At 60.4% G+C, this 18,594-nt stretch carries 20 protein-coding genes; 11 read left to right on the top strand and 9 right to left on the bottom strand.

Going from position 1 to position 18,594, the window contains the following annotated elements:
• Positions 1-111 precede the first annotated feature (111 nt).
• Both ACZ9BX_RS32455 and ACZ9BX_RS32450 read right to left on the bottom strand, forming a co-directional pair.
• Entirely contained in the window at positions 112-1,098 is a 987-nt protein-coding gene (locus ACZ9BX_RS32455; RefSeq protein ID WP_027510437.1) for a substrate-binding domain-containing protein, read from the bottom strand.
• A gap of 48 nt (positions 1,099-1,146) precedes the next feature.
• Positions 1,147-2,127 (bottom strand): NAD-dependent epimerase/dehydratase family protein, encoded by a 981-nt coding sequence (locus ACZ9BX_RS32450; protein ID WP_132567479.1) that lies wholly within the window; start codon positions 2,125-2,127, stop codon positions 1,147-1,149.
• 248 nt (positions 2,128-2,375) lie between these two features.
• Here ACZ9BX_RS32450 and ACZ9BX_RS32445 point away from each other — a divergent pair, with 248 nt between their 5' ends.
• Together ACZ9BX_RS32445 and ACZ9BX_RS32440 are read left to right on the top strand one after the other, a co-directional pair.
• Complete coding sequence (locus ACZ9BX_RS32445; protein ID WP_425299050.1) at positions 2,376-3,119, top strand: ATP-binding cassette domain-containing protein; 744 nt, start codon at positions 2,376-2,378, stop codon at positions 3,117-3,119.
• Positions 3,120-3,159: 40 nt separating this feature from the next.
• Positions 3,160-4,158: an ABC transporter permease gene (locus ACZ9BX_RS32440; protein ID WP_476222377.1), complete on the top strand. Its 999-nt coding sequence runs from the start codon at positions 3,160-3,162 to the stop codon at positions 4,156-4,158.
• 186 nt (positions 4,159-4,344) lie between these two features.
• On the opposite strand, the gene ACZ9BX_RS32435 is transcribed toward ACZ9BX_RS32440, so the two are convergent.
• The 4 genes from ACZ9BX_RS32435 to ACZ9BX_RS32420 all read right to left on the bottom strand — a co-directional run bounded on the left by ACZ9BX_RS32435 (position 4,345) and on the right by ACZ9BX_RS32420 (position 7,424).
• The gene (locus ACZ9BX_RS32435) at positions 4,345-5,130 is read right to left on the bottom strand and encodes a DUF1796 family putative cysteine peptidase (protein WP_476222375.1); all 786 of its coding nucleotides are present in this window, start codon (positions 5,128-5,130) and stop codon (positions 4,345-4,347) included.
• A gap of 193 nt (positions 5,131-5,323) precedes the next feature.
• On the bottom strand, positions 5,324-5,602 hold the full coding sequence (locus ACZ9BX_RS32430; RefSeq protein ID WP_476222373.1) for a hypothetical protein: 279 nt from the start codon (positions 5,600-5,602) through the stop codon (positions 5,324-5,326).
• Positions 5,589-6,668 carry an NAD(P)-binding domain-containing protein gene (locus ACZ9BX_RS32425; protein ID WP_476223107.1) on the bottom strand — a complete coding sequence of 360 codons (1,080 nt, stop codon included), beginning with the start codon at positions 6,666-6,668 and terminating at the stop codon, positions 5,589-5,591. Before ACZ9BX_RS32425 ends, ACZ9BX_RS32430 begins: the two co-directional genes overlap by 14 nt.
• Before the next feature lie 18 nt (positions 6,669-6,686).
• Complete coding sequence (locus ACZ9BX_RS32420; protein WP_051336581.1) at positions 6,687-7,424, bottom strand: metallophosphoesterase; 738 nt, start codon at positions 7,422-7,424, stop codon at positions 6,687-6,689.
• A 315-nt stretch (positions 7,425-7,739) separates the two neighbouring features.
• Between ACZ9BX_RS32420 and ACZ9BX_RS32415 the strand changes: the two genes are divergently transcribed.
• From ACZ9BX_RS32415 to ACZ9BX_RS32385, 7 genes are all read left to right on the top strand, one after another.
• A complete protein-coding gene (locus tag ACZ9BX_RS32415; RefSeq protein WP_476222371.1) occupies positions 7,740-8,645 on the top strand; it encodes a S1C family serine protease in 906 nt (301 codons plus the stop codon).
• A 116-nt stretch (positions 8,646-8,761) separates the two neighbouring features.
• Positions 8,762-9,787: a LacI family DNA-binding transcriptional regulator gene (locus ACZ9BX_RS32410; protein WP_476222369.1), complete on the top strand. Its 1,026-nt coding sequence runs from the start codon at positions 8,762-8,764 to the stop codon at positions 9,785-9,787.
• A gap of 35 nt (positions 9,788-9,822) precedes the next feature.
• Positions 9,823-10,779 (top strand): substrate-binding domain-containing protein, encoded by a 957-nt coding sequence (locus ACZ9BX_RS32405; protein ID WP_476222368.1) that lies wholly within the window; start codon positions 9,823-9,825, stop codon positions 10,777-10,779.
• Positions 10,776-11,588 (top strand): ATP-binding cassette domain-containing protein, encoded by an 813-nt coding sequence (locus tag ACZ9BX_RS32400; protein WP_087000486.1) that lies wholly within the window; start codon positions 10,776-10,778, stop codon positions 11,586-11,588. Before ACZ9BX_RS32405 ends, ACZ9BX_RS32400 begins: the two co-directional genes overlap by 4 nt.
• On the top strand, positions 11,585-12,589 hold the full coding sequence (locus ACZ9BX_RS32395; RefSeq protein ID WP_476222367.1) for an ABC transporter permease: 1,005 nt from the start codon (positions 11,585-11,587) through the stop codon (positions 12,587-12,589). Before ACZ9BX_RS32400 ends, ACZ9BX_RS32395 begins: the two co-directional genes overlap by 4 nt.
• Before the next feature lie 3 nt (positions 12,590-12,592).
• Entirely contained in the window at positions 12,593-13,660 is a 1,068-nt protein-coding gene (locus tag ACZ9BX_RS32390; RefSeq protein ID WP_476222366.1) for a phosphotriesterase family protein, read from the top strand.
• Positions 13,661-13,702: 42 nt separating this feature from the next.
• Positions 13,703-14,473, top strand: coding sequence for a glutamine amidotransferase (locus ACZ9BX_RS32385; RefSeq protein ID WP_476222365.1), 771 nt, complete (start codon positions 13,703-13,705; stop codon positions 14,471-14,473).
• Between the two features lie 4 nt (positions 14,474-14,477).
• Here ACZ9BX_RS32385 and ACZ9BX_RS32380 read toward each other — a convergent pair whose 3' ends face one another.
• A complete protein-coding gene (locus ACZ9BX_RS32380; RefSeq protein WP_476222364.1) occupies positions 14,478-15,374 on the bottom strand; it encodes a ribokinase in 897 nt (298 codons plus the stop codon).
• Positions 15,375-15,399: 25 nt separating this feature from the next.
• On the opposite strand from ACZ9BX_RS32380, the gene ACZ9BX_RS32375 reads away from it, so the two are divergent.
• On the top strand, positions 15,400-16,242 hold the full coding sequence (locus tag ACZ9BX_RS32375) for a BtpA/SgcQ family protein (protein ID WP_476222363.1): 843 nt from the start codon (positions 15,400-15,402) through the stop codon (positions 16,240-16,242).
• Between the two features lie 5 nt (positions 16,243-16,247).
• Positions 16,248-16,907 (top strand): TenA family protein, encoded by a 660-nt coding sequence (locus ACZ9BX_RS32370; protein ID WP_476223106.1) that lies wholly within the window; start codon positions 16,248-16,250, stop codon positions 16,905-16,907.
• A gap of 148 nt (positions 16,908-17,055) precedes the next feature.
• Here ACZ9BX_RS32370 and ACZ9BX_RS32365 read toward each other — a convergent pair whose 3' ends face one another.
• Positions 17,056-18,288 carry a type II toxin-antitoxin system HipA family toxin gene (locus tag ACZ9BX_RS32365; protein WP_476222362.1) on the bottom strand — a complete coding sequence of 411 codons (1,233 nt, stop codon included), beginning with the start codon at positions 18,286-18,288 and terminating at the stop codon, positions 17,056-17,058.
• Positions 18,285-18,587: a helix-turn-helix domain-containing protein gene (locus ACZ9BX_RS32360; RefSeq protein ID WP_476222360.1), complete on the bottom strand. Its 303-nt coding sequence runs from the start codon at positions 18,585-18,587 to the stop codon at positions 18,285-18,287. Before ACZ9BX_RS32360 ends, ACZ9BX_RS32365 begins: the two co-directional genes overlap by 4 nt.
• Positions 18,588-18,594 lie beyond the last annotated feature (7 nt).

Below are 18,594 nucleotides of genomic sequence, written 5' to 3'. Positions count from 1 at the left end.
ACAGGAAGCGCGGCGAGCTTTCGTCACCTATAAAAATTCCGGGAGACACGGTGTCTGCTGAGATGACCGGGAAGCGGAGCGCCCACTGTTTTGGGCGCTCCGAGACACGCGTTATTTCTGGATGCAGGTGTCGACGGTCTCCTTGGTGCACTCGTCGAGCCCGGTGAACACCGGATCCTCGACCGGCTTTCCGGCGATCAGGTCCATCATCACGGTCGGTGCCTTGTAGCCCATTTCGAATGGACGCTGGCCGACCAGCGCGGTGACAAGCCCTTCCTTGGCTATCGCCACTTCGTCGCCGATCGTGTCGGCGGCGCCGATGACGAATTCGTTGCTGGCGATCTTCTCGGCCATGGGCTTGAAGAGGTCGCGATAGGGTTGCGGCGCGCCGAAAAGCGGCCAGCCTCCCATGATGCCGAATGCGTCGAGGTCCGGGTTGGCGGCAAGGATGTCGGTCATCGCCTGAACGCCCTTGGCGCCATCGTCATTGGTGAAGACCGGGCAGCCGGCGACTTCCGTCCAGCCGCCTTCGCCCTTCAGCGCGGCAAGGTCCTTCTGGCCGGTGAGCGTATCGCGCATGCCTTGCGCGCGGCGCAGGATGTTGTCGGCTCCCGGATTGCCTTCGATCGTGCAGATCTTGCCGCCGTTTGGTTTGGCCTTCTTGATGTACTCGCCGATGCGGGCCCCCATCAGGTAGTTGTCGGTGCCCAGGTATGTCTTGCGGAGCGCTGCATCTTCTGCCGCGAGATCGGCGTCGAGCGTCATCACCGGAACGCTCGGATTGGCCGTCTTGAGCGTCTGGGCGATGAGTTTGGCGTTCGACGGCGAGATGGCGATCGCAGCCGTGTCTGCCTTGCCCAGCATGTCCTGGACGATCTGTGCCTCGCCGGCCTCATCGGACGTCGATGCCGGACCTGTGTAGAAGCACTCATATTCCGAGTCTGGGTTTTCCTTGTTCCATTTCTGGCAACCCTGGTTGATCGCCTCGAAGAACGGGTTGTCGAGGCCCTTCACGACGATGACGAGCTGCTTCTTAGCAAGCGCCGGGCCTGCGGTGAGCGCCAGAGCGGTGAATGCAAGTAATAATGCCTTCCTCATAGTTTCCTCCCTTGAAACAGACGGGCGCGGCGCGACCGCCATACGTGATCAACCCGGATACCAGACAATGCGAGGGTCATCCTCCGAACGCTCGTATTGCCAGGCCGAGTCGATAAGCCTTTCCAGATCGTAACTGGGCTGCCAGCCCAGCAGGTATTTGGCCTTGCTGTTGTCCATCCAGTTCGAGTGGTACTGGCTTGGTATATCGACAGCCGCAAGGCCCCGCGTGCGCGCCAGGTAGGTGGCGACCTCGCCATAGTCGACCGGGCGATCCATGCAGATGTTGAAGAGCTGGCGCTTGGCGCGGGGATTGTCGATTGCCGCCAATATTGCCGAGACCAGATCGTCGACATGCACGAAATTGCGCTTCAGCGGACGCCCGTCGGCGTCGCGCAGCAGCGGCACAGCACCGGTTTGCGCATACCGCCTCGCGTCGCCTTCCGGAACCAGCGTCTTCCAGTCGGGACCGCCGAAGACGTCGCTGCCGAAGGACAGCGTGTACTTGAAATCGTCCTTTGCCATGATCCACGGCGCGCGAAGGCAGCAGCCGTTGGTGCCGTACTGGATACCGAATTGCTCCAGCATCACCTCCTCGAGAACCTTGGACAGCGCGTAGCCTCCCGGATAGGCACGATGGGGCGCATGCTCGGTGATCGGTCCGTCGTGGCGATGGTAGAAATGGCCGACACCGGCATCGCCTCCGATGAGGATGAATTGTTGCGCGGTGGCGCTCGCGCGAAATTCTTCAAGAAGCCAGAAGAGCCCCCTGACCGTTACATCCATGATGTCGGCAGGCGTTTCCTTACAGGTCGCAAGATGCAGGACGTGGGTAACGCCTTCCAATGCGGCCACAACGACATCGCGGTCGGCGATGGAGCCCCTTGCCACCTCGACGCGGTCGGTCTCTTCGAGCAAACGATTGTGACACAGCGCGCGGATGCGTGCTTTGGAAAATCTCGGATCGTCAAGCAGCCCAGCAATGAAGCGCTGCCCGACCTTGCCCGTTGCGCCGGTGACAAGGATCAGCATGCTCTCTCTCCCAGAAACAGCTAATATGCGCGCGCTTTCGGCGTCAATGGAATTTGTCATACAAAACAGATTTTTGTGATGACGGCCCGATTTTCCGGACAATTGATTGACGGTCTTGCAAGGTTTTGCGTAAATGCGTTCAATCGCTTTTTCCGGGAGGAAATGGGACAGGCGAGATAGGGTGCGCCTGCCCAAGGAAGAATAAGCGACGGTAACGGGCAGTCCGCGGAATCGGGGAGGTTAGCAGGCTGGTGGCGGTTCTCGAACTCACCAACATCTCCAAACATTTCGGTGCCATCCGGGCAGTTAACGACGTTTCGCTTTCGTTGGAGGCGGGGCAGGTCGTCGGCCTGATGGGCGATAACGGTGCTGGCAAGTCGACGCTGGTCAAGATGATCGCGGGGAACTTCCGTCCGAGCGAGGGAACGATGCGTCTCGATGGCGCGGAAATCGTCATGCACCGTCCGGTGGAGGCGCGTCAGCACGGCATCGAGATCGTTCACCAGGACCTGGCACTTTGCAACAATCTGACGGCTGCGGCGAATGTGTTCCTCGGACGCGAGCTGCGGCGCGGCATCGGCCCACTGAAGGTCCTGGACCACAAGACCATGTACGGACGGGCCGGAGAGATTTTCAAGGAACTGAAGTCGGAGACACGCCCGCGAGATCTCGTAAGGAAGATGTCGGGCGGCCAGCGGCAGGCGGTGGCGATCGCGCGCACCATGCTGTCGGAAGCGAAGATCGTGCTGATGGACGAGCCGACTGCGGCGATTTCCGTCCGTCAGGTGGCGGAGGTTTTGAATCTGATCCGCGAGCTGCGCGACCGCGGCATTGCAGTTGTCCTGATCAGTCATCGCATGCCTGACGTCTTTACGGTCGCCGATCGTGTCATCGTGATGCGGCGGGGAAGGAAGGTCGCCGACAAGCCGATTGCGGCGAGTTCGCCCGAGGAAGTCACAGGTCTTATCACCGGCGCCATCGAACAGGTGTGATGGCGCTGCTTACCGGTATCGGCAGAAATGAAGGTCGACGATGGCAATTACCCTTGACCAGACAATTGCACAGAAGCAGCGGAACTGGCTTGCGGGGATACTGGGGGGCCAGACGTTCTGGGTCCTGATCGCCGTCATTCTCGCCTGTCTTTTTCTATCCTTCGCTACTGACTCGTTCGCTACGGCGAAAAACCTCTACAACATCACCCGCAACGTCACATTCGTTGCGATCATCGCGCTCGGCATGACGCTGGTGATCATCACCGGCGGCATCGACCTGTCCGTCGGCTCGGTGCTTTGCCTGTGCAGCATGGTGCTGGCGGTTGTCATGCATGCCGGCTACAGCATCGAGATCGGCATTGCCGCCTCGATCGGCACGGCGCTTGTGATCGGAGGGTTCAACGGCGTGCTGATCGCCTATCTTAACTTCCCGCCGTTCGTGGTTACGCTCGGCATGCTGTCGATCGCGCGCAGCCTGGCGATGGTCGCGTCAAACAACACCGTCGTCTTCCAGTTCGGCCCTGACCACGAGGCGCTTCTGTCGCTGGGCGGCGGCGCATGGTTTCTCGGTATCGCTAACCCCGTTCTTTACATGATCATCCTGGCGCTGCTGACGGGTTTTGTGCTGCGCTGGACCAGGTTCGGCCGTTATGTTTTCGCAATCGGCGGCAATGAGCACGCCGCAACACTGACCGGCGTTCCGGTGCGCCGGATCAAGATCGCGGTCTATATGATCTCCGCTTTGTCGGCTGGGATCGCCGGCATCGTTCAGACCGGCTGGCTCGGTGCCGTCACCACCAATATCGGCGCGGGAATGGAACTTCAGGTCATCGCGGCCGCCGTCATCGGCGGCGCCAATCTGGCAGGCGGCGTCGGCACGGCTTTCGGCGCTCTGGTCGGAGCCGCTCTGATCGAAGTGATCCGCAACAGTCTCGGCTTGCTCGGCATCAATGCCTTCTGGCAGGGCACTTTCATCGGCGGCGCCATCGTGCTTGCCGTGCTGTTCGACCGGATCCGCAACTTCCGGCAGAGCGAATAGACCGACTCGTTCGCCAAGACGCCACGGGAAAGCCTCAGAAGTTCCGATGCCGCGTCTGAGCACGGGACCGATAGCAATTTCGGACATCTTTAGCTTATTAAGGATATCGTTCATACGAGTCTCACCTGATTGATTGTCGCCGCGCAAACAGCCTTTAAGGTGAGTGAATTATAACGGAATCGCTCCTCAATGGGTGAGCGGCGAGGGCAAAGAAATGGGAGGCAGGCGGTCGCCGTTGATGAAGCTCTTCAGCCGTCTGAAATAGACCTTAGCAAGAGCGCGGGCTGTGAGGTGTAACGGCATCTCCGTCCGGTTCAGCAGCAGATCGGTCCATTGCCGTTTCCAGACATCATTGAACACAGGGTTCTCATCATAGCGTGAGATAGCGTGCCCGACTTGGATGCGGCGATCCGGTACTGTCACTGACGCCAGTGCGATCAAGGCCGGCTCGATGTCTTCAATGCCGGTTTCCAAGACAAGAAGCAGAGAGGTGTCGCCACCGCGCCACGCAGATATGGTGTCGAGAAAGACACTCGCCTCGTCGATTAGCTGCCTTAGCACCTGTTGCGCCGTGGCGGACGGATCGGTCAGCCGTGCGGCGGCGAGATTGCGATAGTACACGAAGTGCAGCTTATCTCTCGATCTCAGAGTACGGCGAAAGCGGTCAAACCGCCGGACCAGTTCATCATGTTCGCCGGTCTTCGACATCGGATTGGTGTGGATGTGCAGTACGGTCGGATAATCCCGATACGCGACTACCTCAGTTGTGACGATCGAATGGCTTGCGGGCATGTAGCAATCGGGTGCGCAGACCTTGTGAAAGTCATCCTGAATCATCTCGGTGACGGATGCGAGACCGCTATCAAGATTAAGTAGCCAATCAAACGGATAGGACGTCTTTCTCAGGCCCAGCTTTTTGATCATCGTCGCAGCATTGCACGCTGCGCCGAGCGAAATATACTGATGCCCCATAATTTTCCCCCCCGGCTGTCGCGGCTGTTTTGTACATCCATGGGGCCACCTTGGTAAAGCCCCGACCAAATTAATAGGCCACGCCCAAGCCAGCCAGTCCCCCAATTCGCTTGTCCTCTAAATCTGAGGTATGTCGAGTGTCCGCTTCGGGCCGACAGGGATGAACGGCTCGGCGGGAAAGCGCCAAAGACGGTCACGAATGCTCTACGATGTGTTCAACAAGGCGAGGTGCTTCCTCGGCGGTCGCCAAGATGATGCCTGACTTGCGGGTGGAGGCGAAATCCAACCCGGTGAAGTAGAGGCCTGGCAGGGCGGCCACACCATCCTCGTGAGCAGGCTGTCCCGCGCTGTCGAGCGCACCGGGAAGCCTTATCCAATTGAAATCGCCCTTAAAGCCCGTGCACCACACCACGCTCGTTACGCCGGAGCGGGAGAGATCAAGCGAACCGATCGTCGGGTTAGGCTGACGCATCGCGACCGTCTCCGCCGGGTCGGGCTCGGCAACGGGTGCATCGATCCCGGTGCGGCTGATAATAGTCGTCGACATGGCGTTTGACATTTTCGGAGGCTTCATTTGCAAAGCGAACATTCGCTTCGAGATCGTCAGCGAACGAGAGGCGGTCGCCATTCTCGACGCCAGTGAAATGCCCAAGAAGCACGATACCCTGTGCGCTCAGCGCCTGAAGGCATATCGTGCGCACCGACCCGAGCACACCACGAGGCGGGATGCGTCCCGCAAGTCGAATGACCTCCTCTCGTCGCACATCGAGAAACCCGCTTTCGAGGAGCCAGACCATGATGTCGCGGCCTCGATAGCGCCGTGGGAGCCGTCCGACACGACTGGTGGCAAGGAAGAGTGCTCGATCCGCGTCCGCCAACTCCTCCGCGATCTGGACACCTGATTGGCCGCTTCCGACCACCAGCACCGCTCCACCGGGGAGATCGGCGGCGCTGCGGTAGCCGGAAGCATCGATTTGGCGGAGAGCGGGCGGCAACGCAGCGGCCCAGACCGGGCGCACCGGACAATTCAGGCTGCCGCTTGCGACGATCACATTGCGCGCCCAAAGCGTGCCGCGTGAGGTGGTTAGCCGATAAGCGCCATTCTCGTGCGTGAGTTCGCTTACCGCAGTATCCGGTTCGATCGGCAGCGCGTTGCGCACGGCGAAATCCTCAAGGAGAGTGACGAACTGATCGCGCGTCAGGGCACCATCCGGATCCGGACCGTCATAGCAATCGCCCGATGCGACGTAGATCACTTCGTCGCAGGTGCGGTGACTGTGAAGGGGCGTTCCGTCTCCTGCGGCAAGCTGTCCGAGGGCCGTTCCGAACCATTCGTCATAGGGCCAATATCGCCGCTCCTGGAGGAAGGTCAATTCCATCAGCGATCGGACAATTCTCGCGATGATCAGCACCGACCCGCGCGTATCGCCGGCCCCGACCGTGCTTCTACGCCTCGCATACCGGTTTACGCCCATCCGATCGCTTCGAACCATATAAATCCGGAACTCAGTGGGCCAGAACTCATCACCAAATGGAATCCTGAATGTGGATTGAATCTAGTCGGAGTGGGAGACATACAGAAAGCGCGGCTCGCTATTGCCGGCAATCACGACGGCTGACAGGCGTCCGGTGCGATAGGCGCCCGTATCGATCGCTATCCGGTTCGAATGGATTTCCGGGAGTTCGGAGTCTGTGATCGTGTGCCCATGCACCACGACTTTTTCGAGTGGCTCGGGGGCATCGAGGAAGTCTTCGCGTATTTCGCGAAGATCGTCCTCGTTCTGTTCGGTAAGCGGTCTCTTCGGATCGATCCCGGCATGGACGAGGCAATAGCCGTTCACGATGACCATGTCCGCGGCCTGATTTAGCAATGCCAGATGATGCGCGTATCGAGGAAGCAGCATATCCGGCAGCTCTCCTGCCCAGCCCGGCATGCGGTGGGTATACGACCGAAGGGTCGCCTTTCCGCCGAGGCCTGACACCCAATGATCAAGAGCGAGATCGCCGAGATGATTATTCAACGCCTCGCGGAACAGGTAGTCGTGATTTCCGAGAATGAGTTGCGATCCCTCACGCTGCTGAAGGGTCCCGTGCACGAGTTCCATCGCCCGGCGGCTTTCCGGTCCTCTGTCGACGATATCGCCAAGGAAAACGATCCGCGGCTTCGCGCCGCTTTTGTCCGCGTCTTCGTCAATTGTCGCTAACAGAACTTCGAGCAAGCCGGCCATTCCATGAACATCGCCAACGGCATAAACAGGACGGGACGCAGAACTGGCTAACTCGATGATTTTCATTGGCAGACTCGGACGCAGCACATTCCTCTTCTCATCTGAGACGGTGCCACTGTGCTGACAAGGGATGGAGCTCTGCGAGTTCTTGTTGTGGTGTACGAAACGTCAATCCTTCACGTACGCTCTGTCATGCGTCACATTGAAGGACAGTTGCGTGTCGGCGCACATCGATCTCTCCTCAAATGCGGCATCGGCCGAAAGCAGATTGGCACCAAGGCTTGTGCTGCTCTGTGGCGCGCCGTATCTTAGAGTCAGGCGCCCGCGTGCCAGCGGTTGAAGCCTCCTGTGCGTAAATCTTGCCCCAACAGGAACGAAAGCATGAATATCGATAGGATTTTGCGGTCTGTCGTGGCCGTTCGCGCCTCAATTCCCGAAGATGCCTTCACGGCGACGACGCTGGGCACCCAAAGGGAGGGGAGTGGCGTGGTGATCCGGGAAAATGGGTTGGTGCTCACGATCGGCTATCTGATCACCGAGGCCGAGGAAGTTTGGCTGACACGCAATGACGGGTATGTCGTTCCGGCTCATGCCCTTGCCTACGATCAGGAAACCGGCTTCGGTCTGGTACAGGCGCTTGGGTCGCTTGAGGTTCCCGCATTGGATTTTGGCGATGCGGCTGAAGCGCAGCTCGGTGCTCCGGTCATGCTCGCTGATGGGATCGGTCAGTTCGTGCAGGCACAAATTGTCGCGAAGCAGGAATTCGCCGGCTATTGGGAATACTTGCTGGACGAGGCGATTTTCATCGCGCCGGCACACCCCTCCTGGGGAGGTGCAGCACTCATCGGCTCCGACGGCAAGCTTCTGGGCGTTGGCTCGCTTCGCCTGCAAATGAGCCAAAGGGGAGAGAGTGCCGACATAAACATGATCGTGCCGATCGACCTGCTGCCGCCAATTCTTGATGACCTCCTCACCCGCGGCCAAGTCAACAAGCCGCCGCGCCCGTGGCTCGGGGCCTTCTCTGCCGAAAGCAACGGCGACGTCGTCGTGATGAGTGTGGCCGAAGGAGGGCCGGCGGCCCAAGCGGGCTTGCGTCAGGGCGACATCATCTCGGAGATTCGCGATGGGGAGGTTGACGGCCTTGCCGATTTTTACCGCAAGCTCTGGAAGAGCGGTCCCGCGGGCGTGGAGATCCCCATGAGAATATTGCGCGATGGGCGCGAGGCCTGGTTGCGTATCAAGTCGGCCGACCGCAGCAGCTTTCTTAGAAAGCCGCAATTGCAGTGAGGCGACGGCGCCGGTGGTTCGGCGCCTGCAACAACGCGCGCAAAGTCCGCTTGACTCATGAAAGCATCGGTGGGCTAAATAGTAAATCGGTTTACTAAAGCGGTTTACAGACTGTCATGGCGAATGAACGGGTTACGAGCCTGAAGGATGTCGCGGGTGCTGCTGGCGTTTCCGTGACGACGGTTTCGCGGCTGCTGAACGGCTCGCTGGCACTTCCCCACGAGACGAGGAAGCGAATCGAGGATGCGATCCGCGACCTCAACTATCAGCCCAATCCGCATGCACGGCGCCTGAGCCGCGGCCGCTCCGATACGATCGGCCTCGTGGTGCCTGACATCGCCAATCCGTTCTTCGCAACGCTGGTTGCGGCGGTTGAGGAGGAGGCGGATCGCCGCGGGCTTGCCGTTTCGCTCTATGCGACCTTGAACCGACCGGGCCGCGAGATCGTCTATCTCCAGCTTATCGAGCGCAATCATGTCGACGGATTGATCTTCGTCACCAACCATCCGGACGACGGACAGCTTGGTGCGCTCATCAACCGCACCGGCAAAGTCGTCGTCGTCGACGAAGACGTGCCGGATGCACTGGCGCCGAAGCTCTTCTGCGACAATGAAAGGGGCGGCTATCTCGCGGGGCAGCATCTTGCCGAAACGGGGCATCGCCGCGTCCTGTTCGTAGGGGGGCCTGAACGGATGATTAGTGCTCAGCGCCGTTTCCATGGGCTCGAAAGAGGTGTGCGTGAACGGTGGGGCGCTGATGCCGCCTTCCTCAATTACAAGGGCGAATACACCGTTGCCTTCGGGCGGGAAGCCGCCAGGCGCTTTATCGGCGAAGGAATGCCTGCCAGCGCGATCTTCGCGAGTTCGGACGAGATCGCCATCGGCCTCATCGAGGTCTTACGCGGCGAGGGCGTTTCGATCCCGCAAGACGTATCGGTCATCGGTTTCGATGACGTCGGACCGCTGCATCTTTTTGCGCCGCCGCTGACGGCCATCCGCCAGCCCGTTCGGAAGATCGGCCAGCGCGCACTCTCGCTGCTTCTTGAGACGAACTGGCAGGAGCGGGCTCCGTCCTCTCAGGAGGAACTCCTGCCGGTCGAAATCGTTGTGCGGAATTCCGTTGCGCCGCCTGCGAAGCCATAAATGCAATGGGCAAAAAAGAACCAGAGGATGAGAACATGGACCGGACGATCAAACGCAGAACATTTACAATCACACTCGGCTTCACAGCACTGGCAGCCGCCTCGCTCGCAGGGCTTGGCGCAAAGGCGCAGGAAAAGACCTTCGCGCTGGTGCAGATCAACCAGCAGGCATTGTTCTTCAACCAGATGAACGAGGGCGCCCAGAAGGCGGCCGATGCCGCGGGCGCAAAACTCGTGATCTTCAACGCCAACAACGATCCGGCTGCCCAGAACAGCGCGATCGAAACCTACATCCAGCAAAAGGTCGCCGGCCTTGCCGTCGTTGCCATCGACGTCAACGGCATCATGCCGGCCGTCAAGCAGGCGGCAGACGCCGGCATCCCCGTCGTGGCGATCGACGCCATCCTCCCCGATGGCCCGCAAAAAGCACAGATTGGCGTCGACAATGCCAAGGCCGGCGCCGACATGGGCAAGTTCTTCCTCGACTATGTCAAGGCAAGCATGGACGGCAAGGCGAAGATCGGGGTCGTCGGCGCGCTGAATTCGTTCATCCAGAACGTCCGCCAGGAAGGCTTCGAAAAGACATTGGAAGGTGTCTCCGGTATTGAAAAGGCAGGCGTCGTCGACGGCCAGAACATCCAAGACAATGCGCTGGCCGCCGCCGAAAACCTGATTACCGGCAATCCGGACATGACGGCCGTCTATGCGACGGGCGAACCGGCGCTGATGGGCGCCATCGCAGCTGTTGAAAGCCAGGGCAAACAGGACACCATCAAGGTGTTCGGCTGGGATCTAACCGCCCAGGCGATCGCCGGCATCGACGCAGGTTACGTCGCAGCCGTGATCCAGCAAGATCCGGCAGCCATGGGTGCCGCTGCCGTCGATGCCTTGAAGAAGATCTCGGATGGCGGTTCGGTCGAGAAAAACATCGCCATTCCGGTCACCATCGTCACCAAGGAGAATGTCGAACCCTACAGGGCCGTTTTTAAATGATCGCGAATGGACAGCACTCAAGCGCTGTCTCCGGGGCCGGGGGAGCCATGCTCTCCCGGCAGTCCGGGGAGGCGGGAAGACTGCCGCGCGTGTCGCTTCGCGATATTCGCAAGACCTTCGGCTCGCACCAGGCGTTGCGCGGTGTCGACCTCGACCTCTATCCCGGCGAATGCCTCGGGCTTGTCGGCGACAATGCAGCGGGGAAGTCAACACTCACCAAGATCGTCTCCGGGACCTATATTCCCGACGGCGGAACGATCTCGATCGACGGGGAGGAGGTACGGTTTTCCGGCCCCGCCGAGGCTCGCTCGCGCAATATCGAGATGGTCTTCCAGGACTTGAGCCTCTGCGATCATATCGATGTCGTCGGTAATCTCTTTCTCGGCCGAGAAATCACCAAGGGTCCTTTCCTCGATCGTGCGACAATGCTTGCCGAAGCGCGCAAGATGCTCGACGCCTTGGAAATCCGTATCCCGAGGTTGACGGCCAAGGTCGAAAAGCTCTCCGGCGGCCAGCGCCAGGCAATTGCAATTGCCCGCGCCGCTTCCTTCAACCCCAAGGTCCTGATCATGGACGAGCCGACTTCAGCACTTGCTGTTGCGGAGGTGGAAGCCGTGCTTTCGCTGATCAATCGCGTCAAGGCGAAGGGCGTTTCGGTCGTACTCATTACCCATCGTCTGCAGGACCTTTTCCGTGTCTGTGACCGTATCGCCGTCATGTATGAGGGCACCAAGGTCGCCGAGCGCGATATCGGCAAGACCAATCTCGAGGATCTGGTAAAGCTCATTGTCGGAGGGGAAAGACAGTGACAGTCTACACTGAACGCGCCAAGGGCTCGCCGCTTGCCGATTTCGTCAGCGAACATGCGCAGGTCCTTTCGATCGCCTTTTTCTTCCTCGCCTGCATGGTGTTCTTCTCGATTACCACCGACACATTCATGACGACCGGAAACATTCTGAACGTCATACGCCAGGCGGCGCCGATTCTCGTCGTGGCAGTCGCCATGACCCTGGTCATCGTCACCGGCGGCATCGATCTGTCGGTGGGCTCCCAGGTGGCGCTCGTCAATGCCGTGGCGGCGATCATCCTCGCCATGGGTTATCCCTGGCCTGTCGTCGTCTTCGGTATGCTGGCCTTTGGTGCGCTGATGGGCCTGGTCCAGGGATGGTTCGTCGCCTACCAGGGCATTCCGGCCTTCATCGTCACGTTGGCGGGGCTCTCCATCCTGCGCGGCCTGGCGCTTTATCTGACCCAGGGATATTCGATCCCGATCAAGGACGTCCCGGGCTTTTTCTGGCTGGGACGCGGCCAGCTCGTGGGGCTGCCGGTGCCGGCGTTGATCGCCATTCTCGTCGCTGCCATCGGTTATGTCGTAATTTCCTCGACGAAATACGGACGACAGGTCGTGGCGGTCGGCTCTAACATGGAAGCGGCCCGCCGCGTCGGCATGCCGGCGCAATGGATCGTCGCCTCCGTCTATCTCGTCTCCGGCGTGGCGTCGGCCTTGGCCGGATTATTGATCGCTGCACGTCTTGGCTCCGGATCATCGAACGCGGCCGTCGGCTTCGAATTGCAGGTGGTCGCGGCCGTGGTGCTCGGTGGCACGTCGCTGATGGGCGGCCGCGGTACGATCCTCGGCACGGTACTCGGCACGCTGACCATCGCAGTGATCGGCAATGGGCTCATCCTGATGCATATCTCGCCGTTCTTCACGCAGATCGTCACCGGCGCGATCATCCTCCTGGCGATCTGGCTCAATACCCGCATCTTCACCACCAGTTTCCGTTTCGGCGGCAAGAGAAAGGGCTGATCGATGGCAGCCGAACTCTCTGAAGGCCATATTCGCTCCGGCAAGGTGATGACCGTTGCCGGACCGGTCCCGACCGATGGGCTCGGCGTCACGCTGATGCACGAGCATATCCTCAACGACTGCCGCTGCTGGTGGCATGCGCCGAAGACGCCGGAGCGGCAATATCTCGCCGACGGCTTCGTGTGCATGGAAATCCTCGGTGAGCTCCGGCAGGATCCGTTCGTCAACAAGCACAATATAACGCTGGACGACGAGGCGCTGGCGATCGCCGAGCTCAAGGATTTCGCGAGAGAAGGCGGCAGGACGGTCGTCGAGCCGACATGCCAGGGCATCGGCCGCGACCCGCTGGCGCTCCGACGCATATCCAAGTCGACCGGGCTCAATATCGTGATGGGTGCGGGCTACTACCTTGCGTCGTCGCATCCGGCCAAGGTGGCGGGCATGGGTGTGACGCAAATCGCCGACGAGATCGTCCGCGAGGCGATCGAGGGTGCTGACGCCACGGATGTGAAGATTGGCCTGATCGGCGAGATTGGCGTTTCTTCCGATTTCACAGCGGAGGAAGAAAAGTCGCTGCGCGGTGCGGCCCAGGCTCATCGCCGCACAGGCCTTCCACTGATGGTGCATCTGCCCGGCTGGTTCCGGCTCGGCCACAAGGTGCTCGACATCGTGGCGGAAGAGGGCGGCGATCTTCGCCACACCGTACTTTGCCACATGAACCCGTCGCATGACGATCTCGGTTATCAGAGCGAGATCGCATCACGCGGCGCATTCCTGGAGTATGACATGATCGGCATGGATTTCTTCTATGGGGACCAGCAGGTGCAGTGCCCGAGCGACGAGGAGGCCGCGCGCGCCATCGTCAGGCTCGTGGGGATGGGGCATGGCGACCGCGTCCTGCTCTCCCATGACGTCTTCCTGAAGATGATGCTGACGAAATACGGCGGCAACGGCTATGCCTATATTCTCAAACATTTCCTACCGCGCCTGAAACGGCATGGCCTCGATGACGCGGTCATCGGCCGGATGATGCGCGACAACCCGCGTTCGGTCTTCCAAGCCTCTGCCTGACGGCCGGAACTCCTCAAAGAAACGGTAAGATACGGTAAGACAATGACAAAGAAAGTGCTCCTCGTCGGTGAAAGCTGGGTCAGCTCGGCAACCCATTACAAGGGTTTCGACCAGTTCGGCAGCGTCACCTTCCATCTGGGCGCCGAGCCGCTGGTAAAGGCGCTCGAAGGCAGCGAGTTCGAACTGACTTATATGCCGGCGCATGAGGCCGTCGAAAAATTCCCCTTCGATATGGCCGGGCTCGACGCCTATGATGCGATCATCCTTTCCGATATCGGGGCAAACTCGCTGCTACTGCCACCGGCGGTCTGGCTGCATTCGAAGACAGTGCCGAACCGGCTGAAACTCATCAAGGCCTGGGTCGAAAAAGGCGGCGGCCTGCTGATGGTCGGCGGCTACTTCTCGTTCCAGGGCATCGACGGCAAGGCGCGCTGGCGCCGCACGCCGGTTGAAGATGTCCTGCCGGTCACCTGCCTTGCCTATGACGACCGCGTCGAAATGCCGGAGGGCTCGACCGCCGTCGTGCTGAAGCCGGAGCATCCCGTCATGGCCGGCCTTAACGGCGAATGGCCGCTGCTTCTCGGCGTCAACGAGGTGGAAGTGCGCGACCGCCCCGATGTCGAGGTTCTTGCTCGTCTGCCAGAGGATCAAGGGAGCCATCCGTTGCTGGTAATCGGTTCGCACGGCAAGGGCCGCACGGCCGCCTGGACCTCCGACATCGGCCCTCACTGGCTGTCGCCGGGTTTTTGCGAATGGAAGGGCTATGGACGCTTGTGGATCAATCTTCTTGCCTGGATGACGGAGGCGCGCTGAAGGATCAGCCGGCGAGAATGGAACGAAGTTCGGCCTTGGTGGGAAACGCAGATCGGGTTCCCCGCCGGCTGACGGTGAGGGCAGCGGCGGCGGTCGCGTGGCTTACGGCGCGTGCGTCGATCGGCACGCCCCGCAAGGCAGCAGACGCGAGCGTGACGCCCATGAACGTGTCGCCAGCACCTGTCGTATCGATGACGCCGGCGGGTGTCGCCGGAATCGTCAGCGCGCCGCTTTCGCTCGCAAGCATCGCGCCTTCGCCGCCGAGGGTCAGGACCACGTGTTTGACCCCCGCGGAGATCAGGACCGAGGCGGCAGCTTGGCCTGCGGTTCCGGTCAGGCTCTCGGCCTCGCCTTTATTCAGAAAGGCAAAATCGACGAGCGGCCAGAGGCCGGTGAAGAAGGGGCGAAGGGGGGATGGATTGAAGGCTGTGAGCAGCTGGCGATGCCTGGCTTCTTCAAGGATGCCGCGGGTAACCTCGTCGGTGAGATTGCCTTGCAGGACGAGGAGATCGCCGGGGATGCTTTCGGCAAGCGGAGCGACCGCCTCCGCAAGCGTCAGCGAACCGGCCGAATCCGTGGTCGTGACAATGGCGTTCTCACCGTCGGGGGTCGTGAAGATGATGGAGAAATCGCTTGCCTTGCCGGCCAGCTGGATCAGTCTGGCCTCGACTGGCTCTTCGGCCAACTGGCTGCGGATGGTCTCGGCGCGAAAATCTTCGCCGACGGCCGCAACCAGCGTAGCAGCAAGGCCTGCGCGGCCCATCACCACGGCCTGGTTCGCACCCTTGCCGCCCAGATCACGGGTCTCCTCGCGGCCAAGGATCGAGGCGCCTGCCTCTGGCATGGCCGATACGGAAATAGTTTCGTCCACTGTGACGTTGCCGATGACATAAGCACGCATAACTGGCTTTCGAAAAGGGAAACAGATGCAGGAAATATCCGACAAGACCTCAAGCGCCATACGGGAAATATTCGGGACTGACAAGGCGCTGATCGGCATGATCCATTGCCCCGCCTTCCCCGGAGCGCCGCGCTATCGTGGTGAGGCGATGAACGCCATCTACGACGCCTGCATGCGTGATGCGGAGGCCCTGATTGAAGGCGGCATGCACGGCTTGATCATCGAAAACCATGGCGACATCCCTTTCTCGAAGCCGGAGGATATCGGCCCCGAGACCGCGGCCTTCATGTCCGTCATCACCGATCGCATCGCCCGCGCCGTCGGTGTCCCCCTCGGGATCAACGTCCTCGCGAATGCGCCGATCCCATCGTTCGCAATAGCCATGGCCGGCGGCGCGAAGTTCATCCGTGTCAACCAGTGGGCCAATGCCTATGTAGCGAACGAGGGTTTCATGGAAGGACGCGCGGCCGAAGCGATGCGTTACCGCTCCATGCTGAGAGCCGAACATATCCGCGTTTTCGCCGACAGCCATGTCAAGCACGGTGCCCATGCCATAACGGCCGACCGCACGATCCAGGAGTTGACCCGCGACCTCGCATTTTTCGATGCCGATGCCGTCATCGCCACCGGGCAGCGCACCGGCAGCACGGCGAGCATCGAGGAGATTGAGGAGATCGGCGCCGCCACCCATTTGCCGTTGCTGGTCGGGTCGGGTGTCAGCAAGGAGAATATCGTCGAGATCCTAAAGCGCACCAACGGCGTCATCGTCGCGTCGTCGCTGAAGCATGGCGGCGTGTGGTGGAGCCCGGTGGACATCGAACGGGTCAAGGCTTTCGTCGCCGCGGCCGCACCGGCATTGAAGCGATGAGCCGCATGTTGGAGAGCCTTTCGGACCAGATCATCCGGGAAAACCGCGCCGTCTTCGAGGCGATGGTCAGTCACCGCTTTGTCGAGGACATCAAGGCGGACCGGCTGTCGAAGGAAGTCTTCGACCGGTACCTTGTTTACGAAGGCGACTTCGTCGACACGGCCATTTCGATCTTCGCCCACGCGACGGCCGAGGCCGCGACCATCGCGCAGAAACGGTGGCTGATCGGCGTGCTGGATGCGCTTGCCAATCAGCAGATCGCCTATTTCGAGAAGACGTTCAATTTGCTCGGGATCGATCCCTCGGCCTTCGACACCAATCGCCCGGAGGTGGCAGCCTTCCGCGACGGCATGCTGGAAACTGCAAGATCCGGAAAATACCTCGATACGATCGCCGCAATGTTCGCAGCCGAATGGATGTACTGGACCTGGTCCAGGCAGGCCGCCGAATGCCGGATCAGCGATCCGTTGCTCAAGGAATGGGTGGACCTCCACGGACACGAGGATTTCGCTGCACAGGCGCGCTGGTTGAAGACCGAACTGGATCTCGCGGGCGACACGCTCGATCCTGCCGAACGCACGCGGCTCAGCGCCATCTTCGGCCGGGTCCAGCAGCTGGAGATCGACTTTCACAACGCGGCTTACTTGGAGTTGGAATGCCCATGACACAAAAAGTGCGCATTGATGGCGAACGCCTGCCGGCCATCTTCGCCAGATCGAGCCGGCGCGGCGGCTAAAGGGCGGCAAGCGGTCCGCTCCGGCTGGAAAGGTGGAGACGAGCTCCGCTTGCCATAATGGCGGACGTCTTCGCCCGTCAGCGGGTTTCCTCGTGTTCGAAAGCAGTCTCCATCATTCGGACCTCTGATGGCGGCGCGCCTCGTGCGTGGGCGAAGTCACGCCACCGCGATGTCACGGCTCTGCATTCCGCGATGATTGCGTCGGCATCGACCATCGTGACGAAGTACTCGGCAACCGACCGCAACAAATCGATCGATGCGGTCCCATCCTCAAAATCGATCCTCGTGGAGAGAACCCGAATGCTGCTCGCGTTGGGGTTCAGGTCATAGGCGGGACTGAGCTGCCATCCCTTCTTGCCGGCCCACAGGAACCCATGATTGCGGAAATGATCGTCAACATTCGATATCAGGATGTTGGTCGCTATCCTGCGAAAGAGTTCGGCGCGGTCGTGAGCGGGCTTCGCGCCGAAGGTATTGATGGCATCAACGATTTCAAGGTAGCTGCAGTCCTTATCCCCGTCATTATGTTCGGTAACCGCCATCGCTGACACGAAGGGAATCCTATGCGTTTCCTCTCCCGCTTGTCTTATCCTGTCGAAGCGCTGGGACAGGAACACTGTATGGCCGGCCGCCTGAACCAGTTCGTGGCGCGCCGTTTCGATGCCCGCGGCGGCGGCAATGTCCATTGCAATGGCCTCCCATCTTTCCACCGAGTATTTGTCCAGCTCCTTTGGGAACTTCGCTATCGAAAGGTTGCCGTGTTGATCGAATACGGATGCTTTTGGCCGCGCTCCACCAAGCGAAGAGCCAGGGGCGAAGATCAACATCAAGTCTTCATCGGATTCCTCGCCTCGTTCGATCCTTTGGGCCGCGGCTAGGAGATCGCCCAAAGCCACGGTCGTCGGAACTCCCTTCGACTGCGGCGACTGAAACGTACCTTCCACGGAAAATCGTATACCGCCTAAACGGGTTTCGTCTGATACCCCTAGAAGGTAGTCGGCTTCATGGAGAGTGCGCGGGGCTCTGCCTTCCCGCTTCGCTTCTCGGTTTTCCCGGCGGCGCATAAGGGTTCTTCCCCACGTATCGGGGGCGCTGTCTCCCAAAGTGCCGAACATCAGCTTATTCGCGCCCGGGTGTAACACGCCGCGTCTAAGCGGAAGCGTCGGGTCGAACTGGAACGCCTCTGGCGAGTTGAGCCATGCGTCGTCGTGTTCGTATGTGACGCGCTCGCGTCCTGCGCCTGCATGTCGGCGCAGTGTTCCAACCTTGCGGCTGACGCCATATGCGTCAATGTAGACATCGATCGTCATGTCCCGTCCCTCGGCGCGCGCTTGCGCAACTGCTCCTCGGCTAGTACCTCGCCGAGCTTGTCTTCGACGTTGCCCCATCCGTCGATCAATCCTAGTGCCTGCATCACCATCGCATATGATCCGATGCTTACGCTGGGATCGCCATTTTCGATCCGCGTAATCGTCGGTCGGCTTAGGGATGCCCTTTCGGCTATAAGGGATTGGGGAAGTTCTCGACGTAAGCGAGCTTCGCGGAGCTGCGTGCCCAAGGTGCGCAACTCTCGTCTAGTGGCTGGACTTATCGTTACTTTTGTCTTCATAATGCAA

It is taken from the genome of Rhizobium sp. USDA 3886 (genome assembly GCF_056279785.1).
The sequence above is the reverse complement of the archived record's forward strand: the minus strand, read 5'-3'. Positions and strand labels throughout refer to the sequence as shown.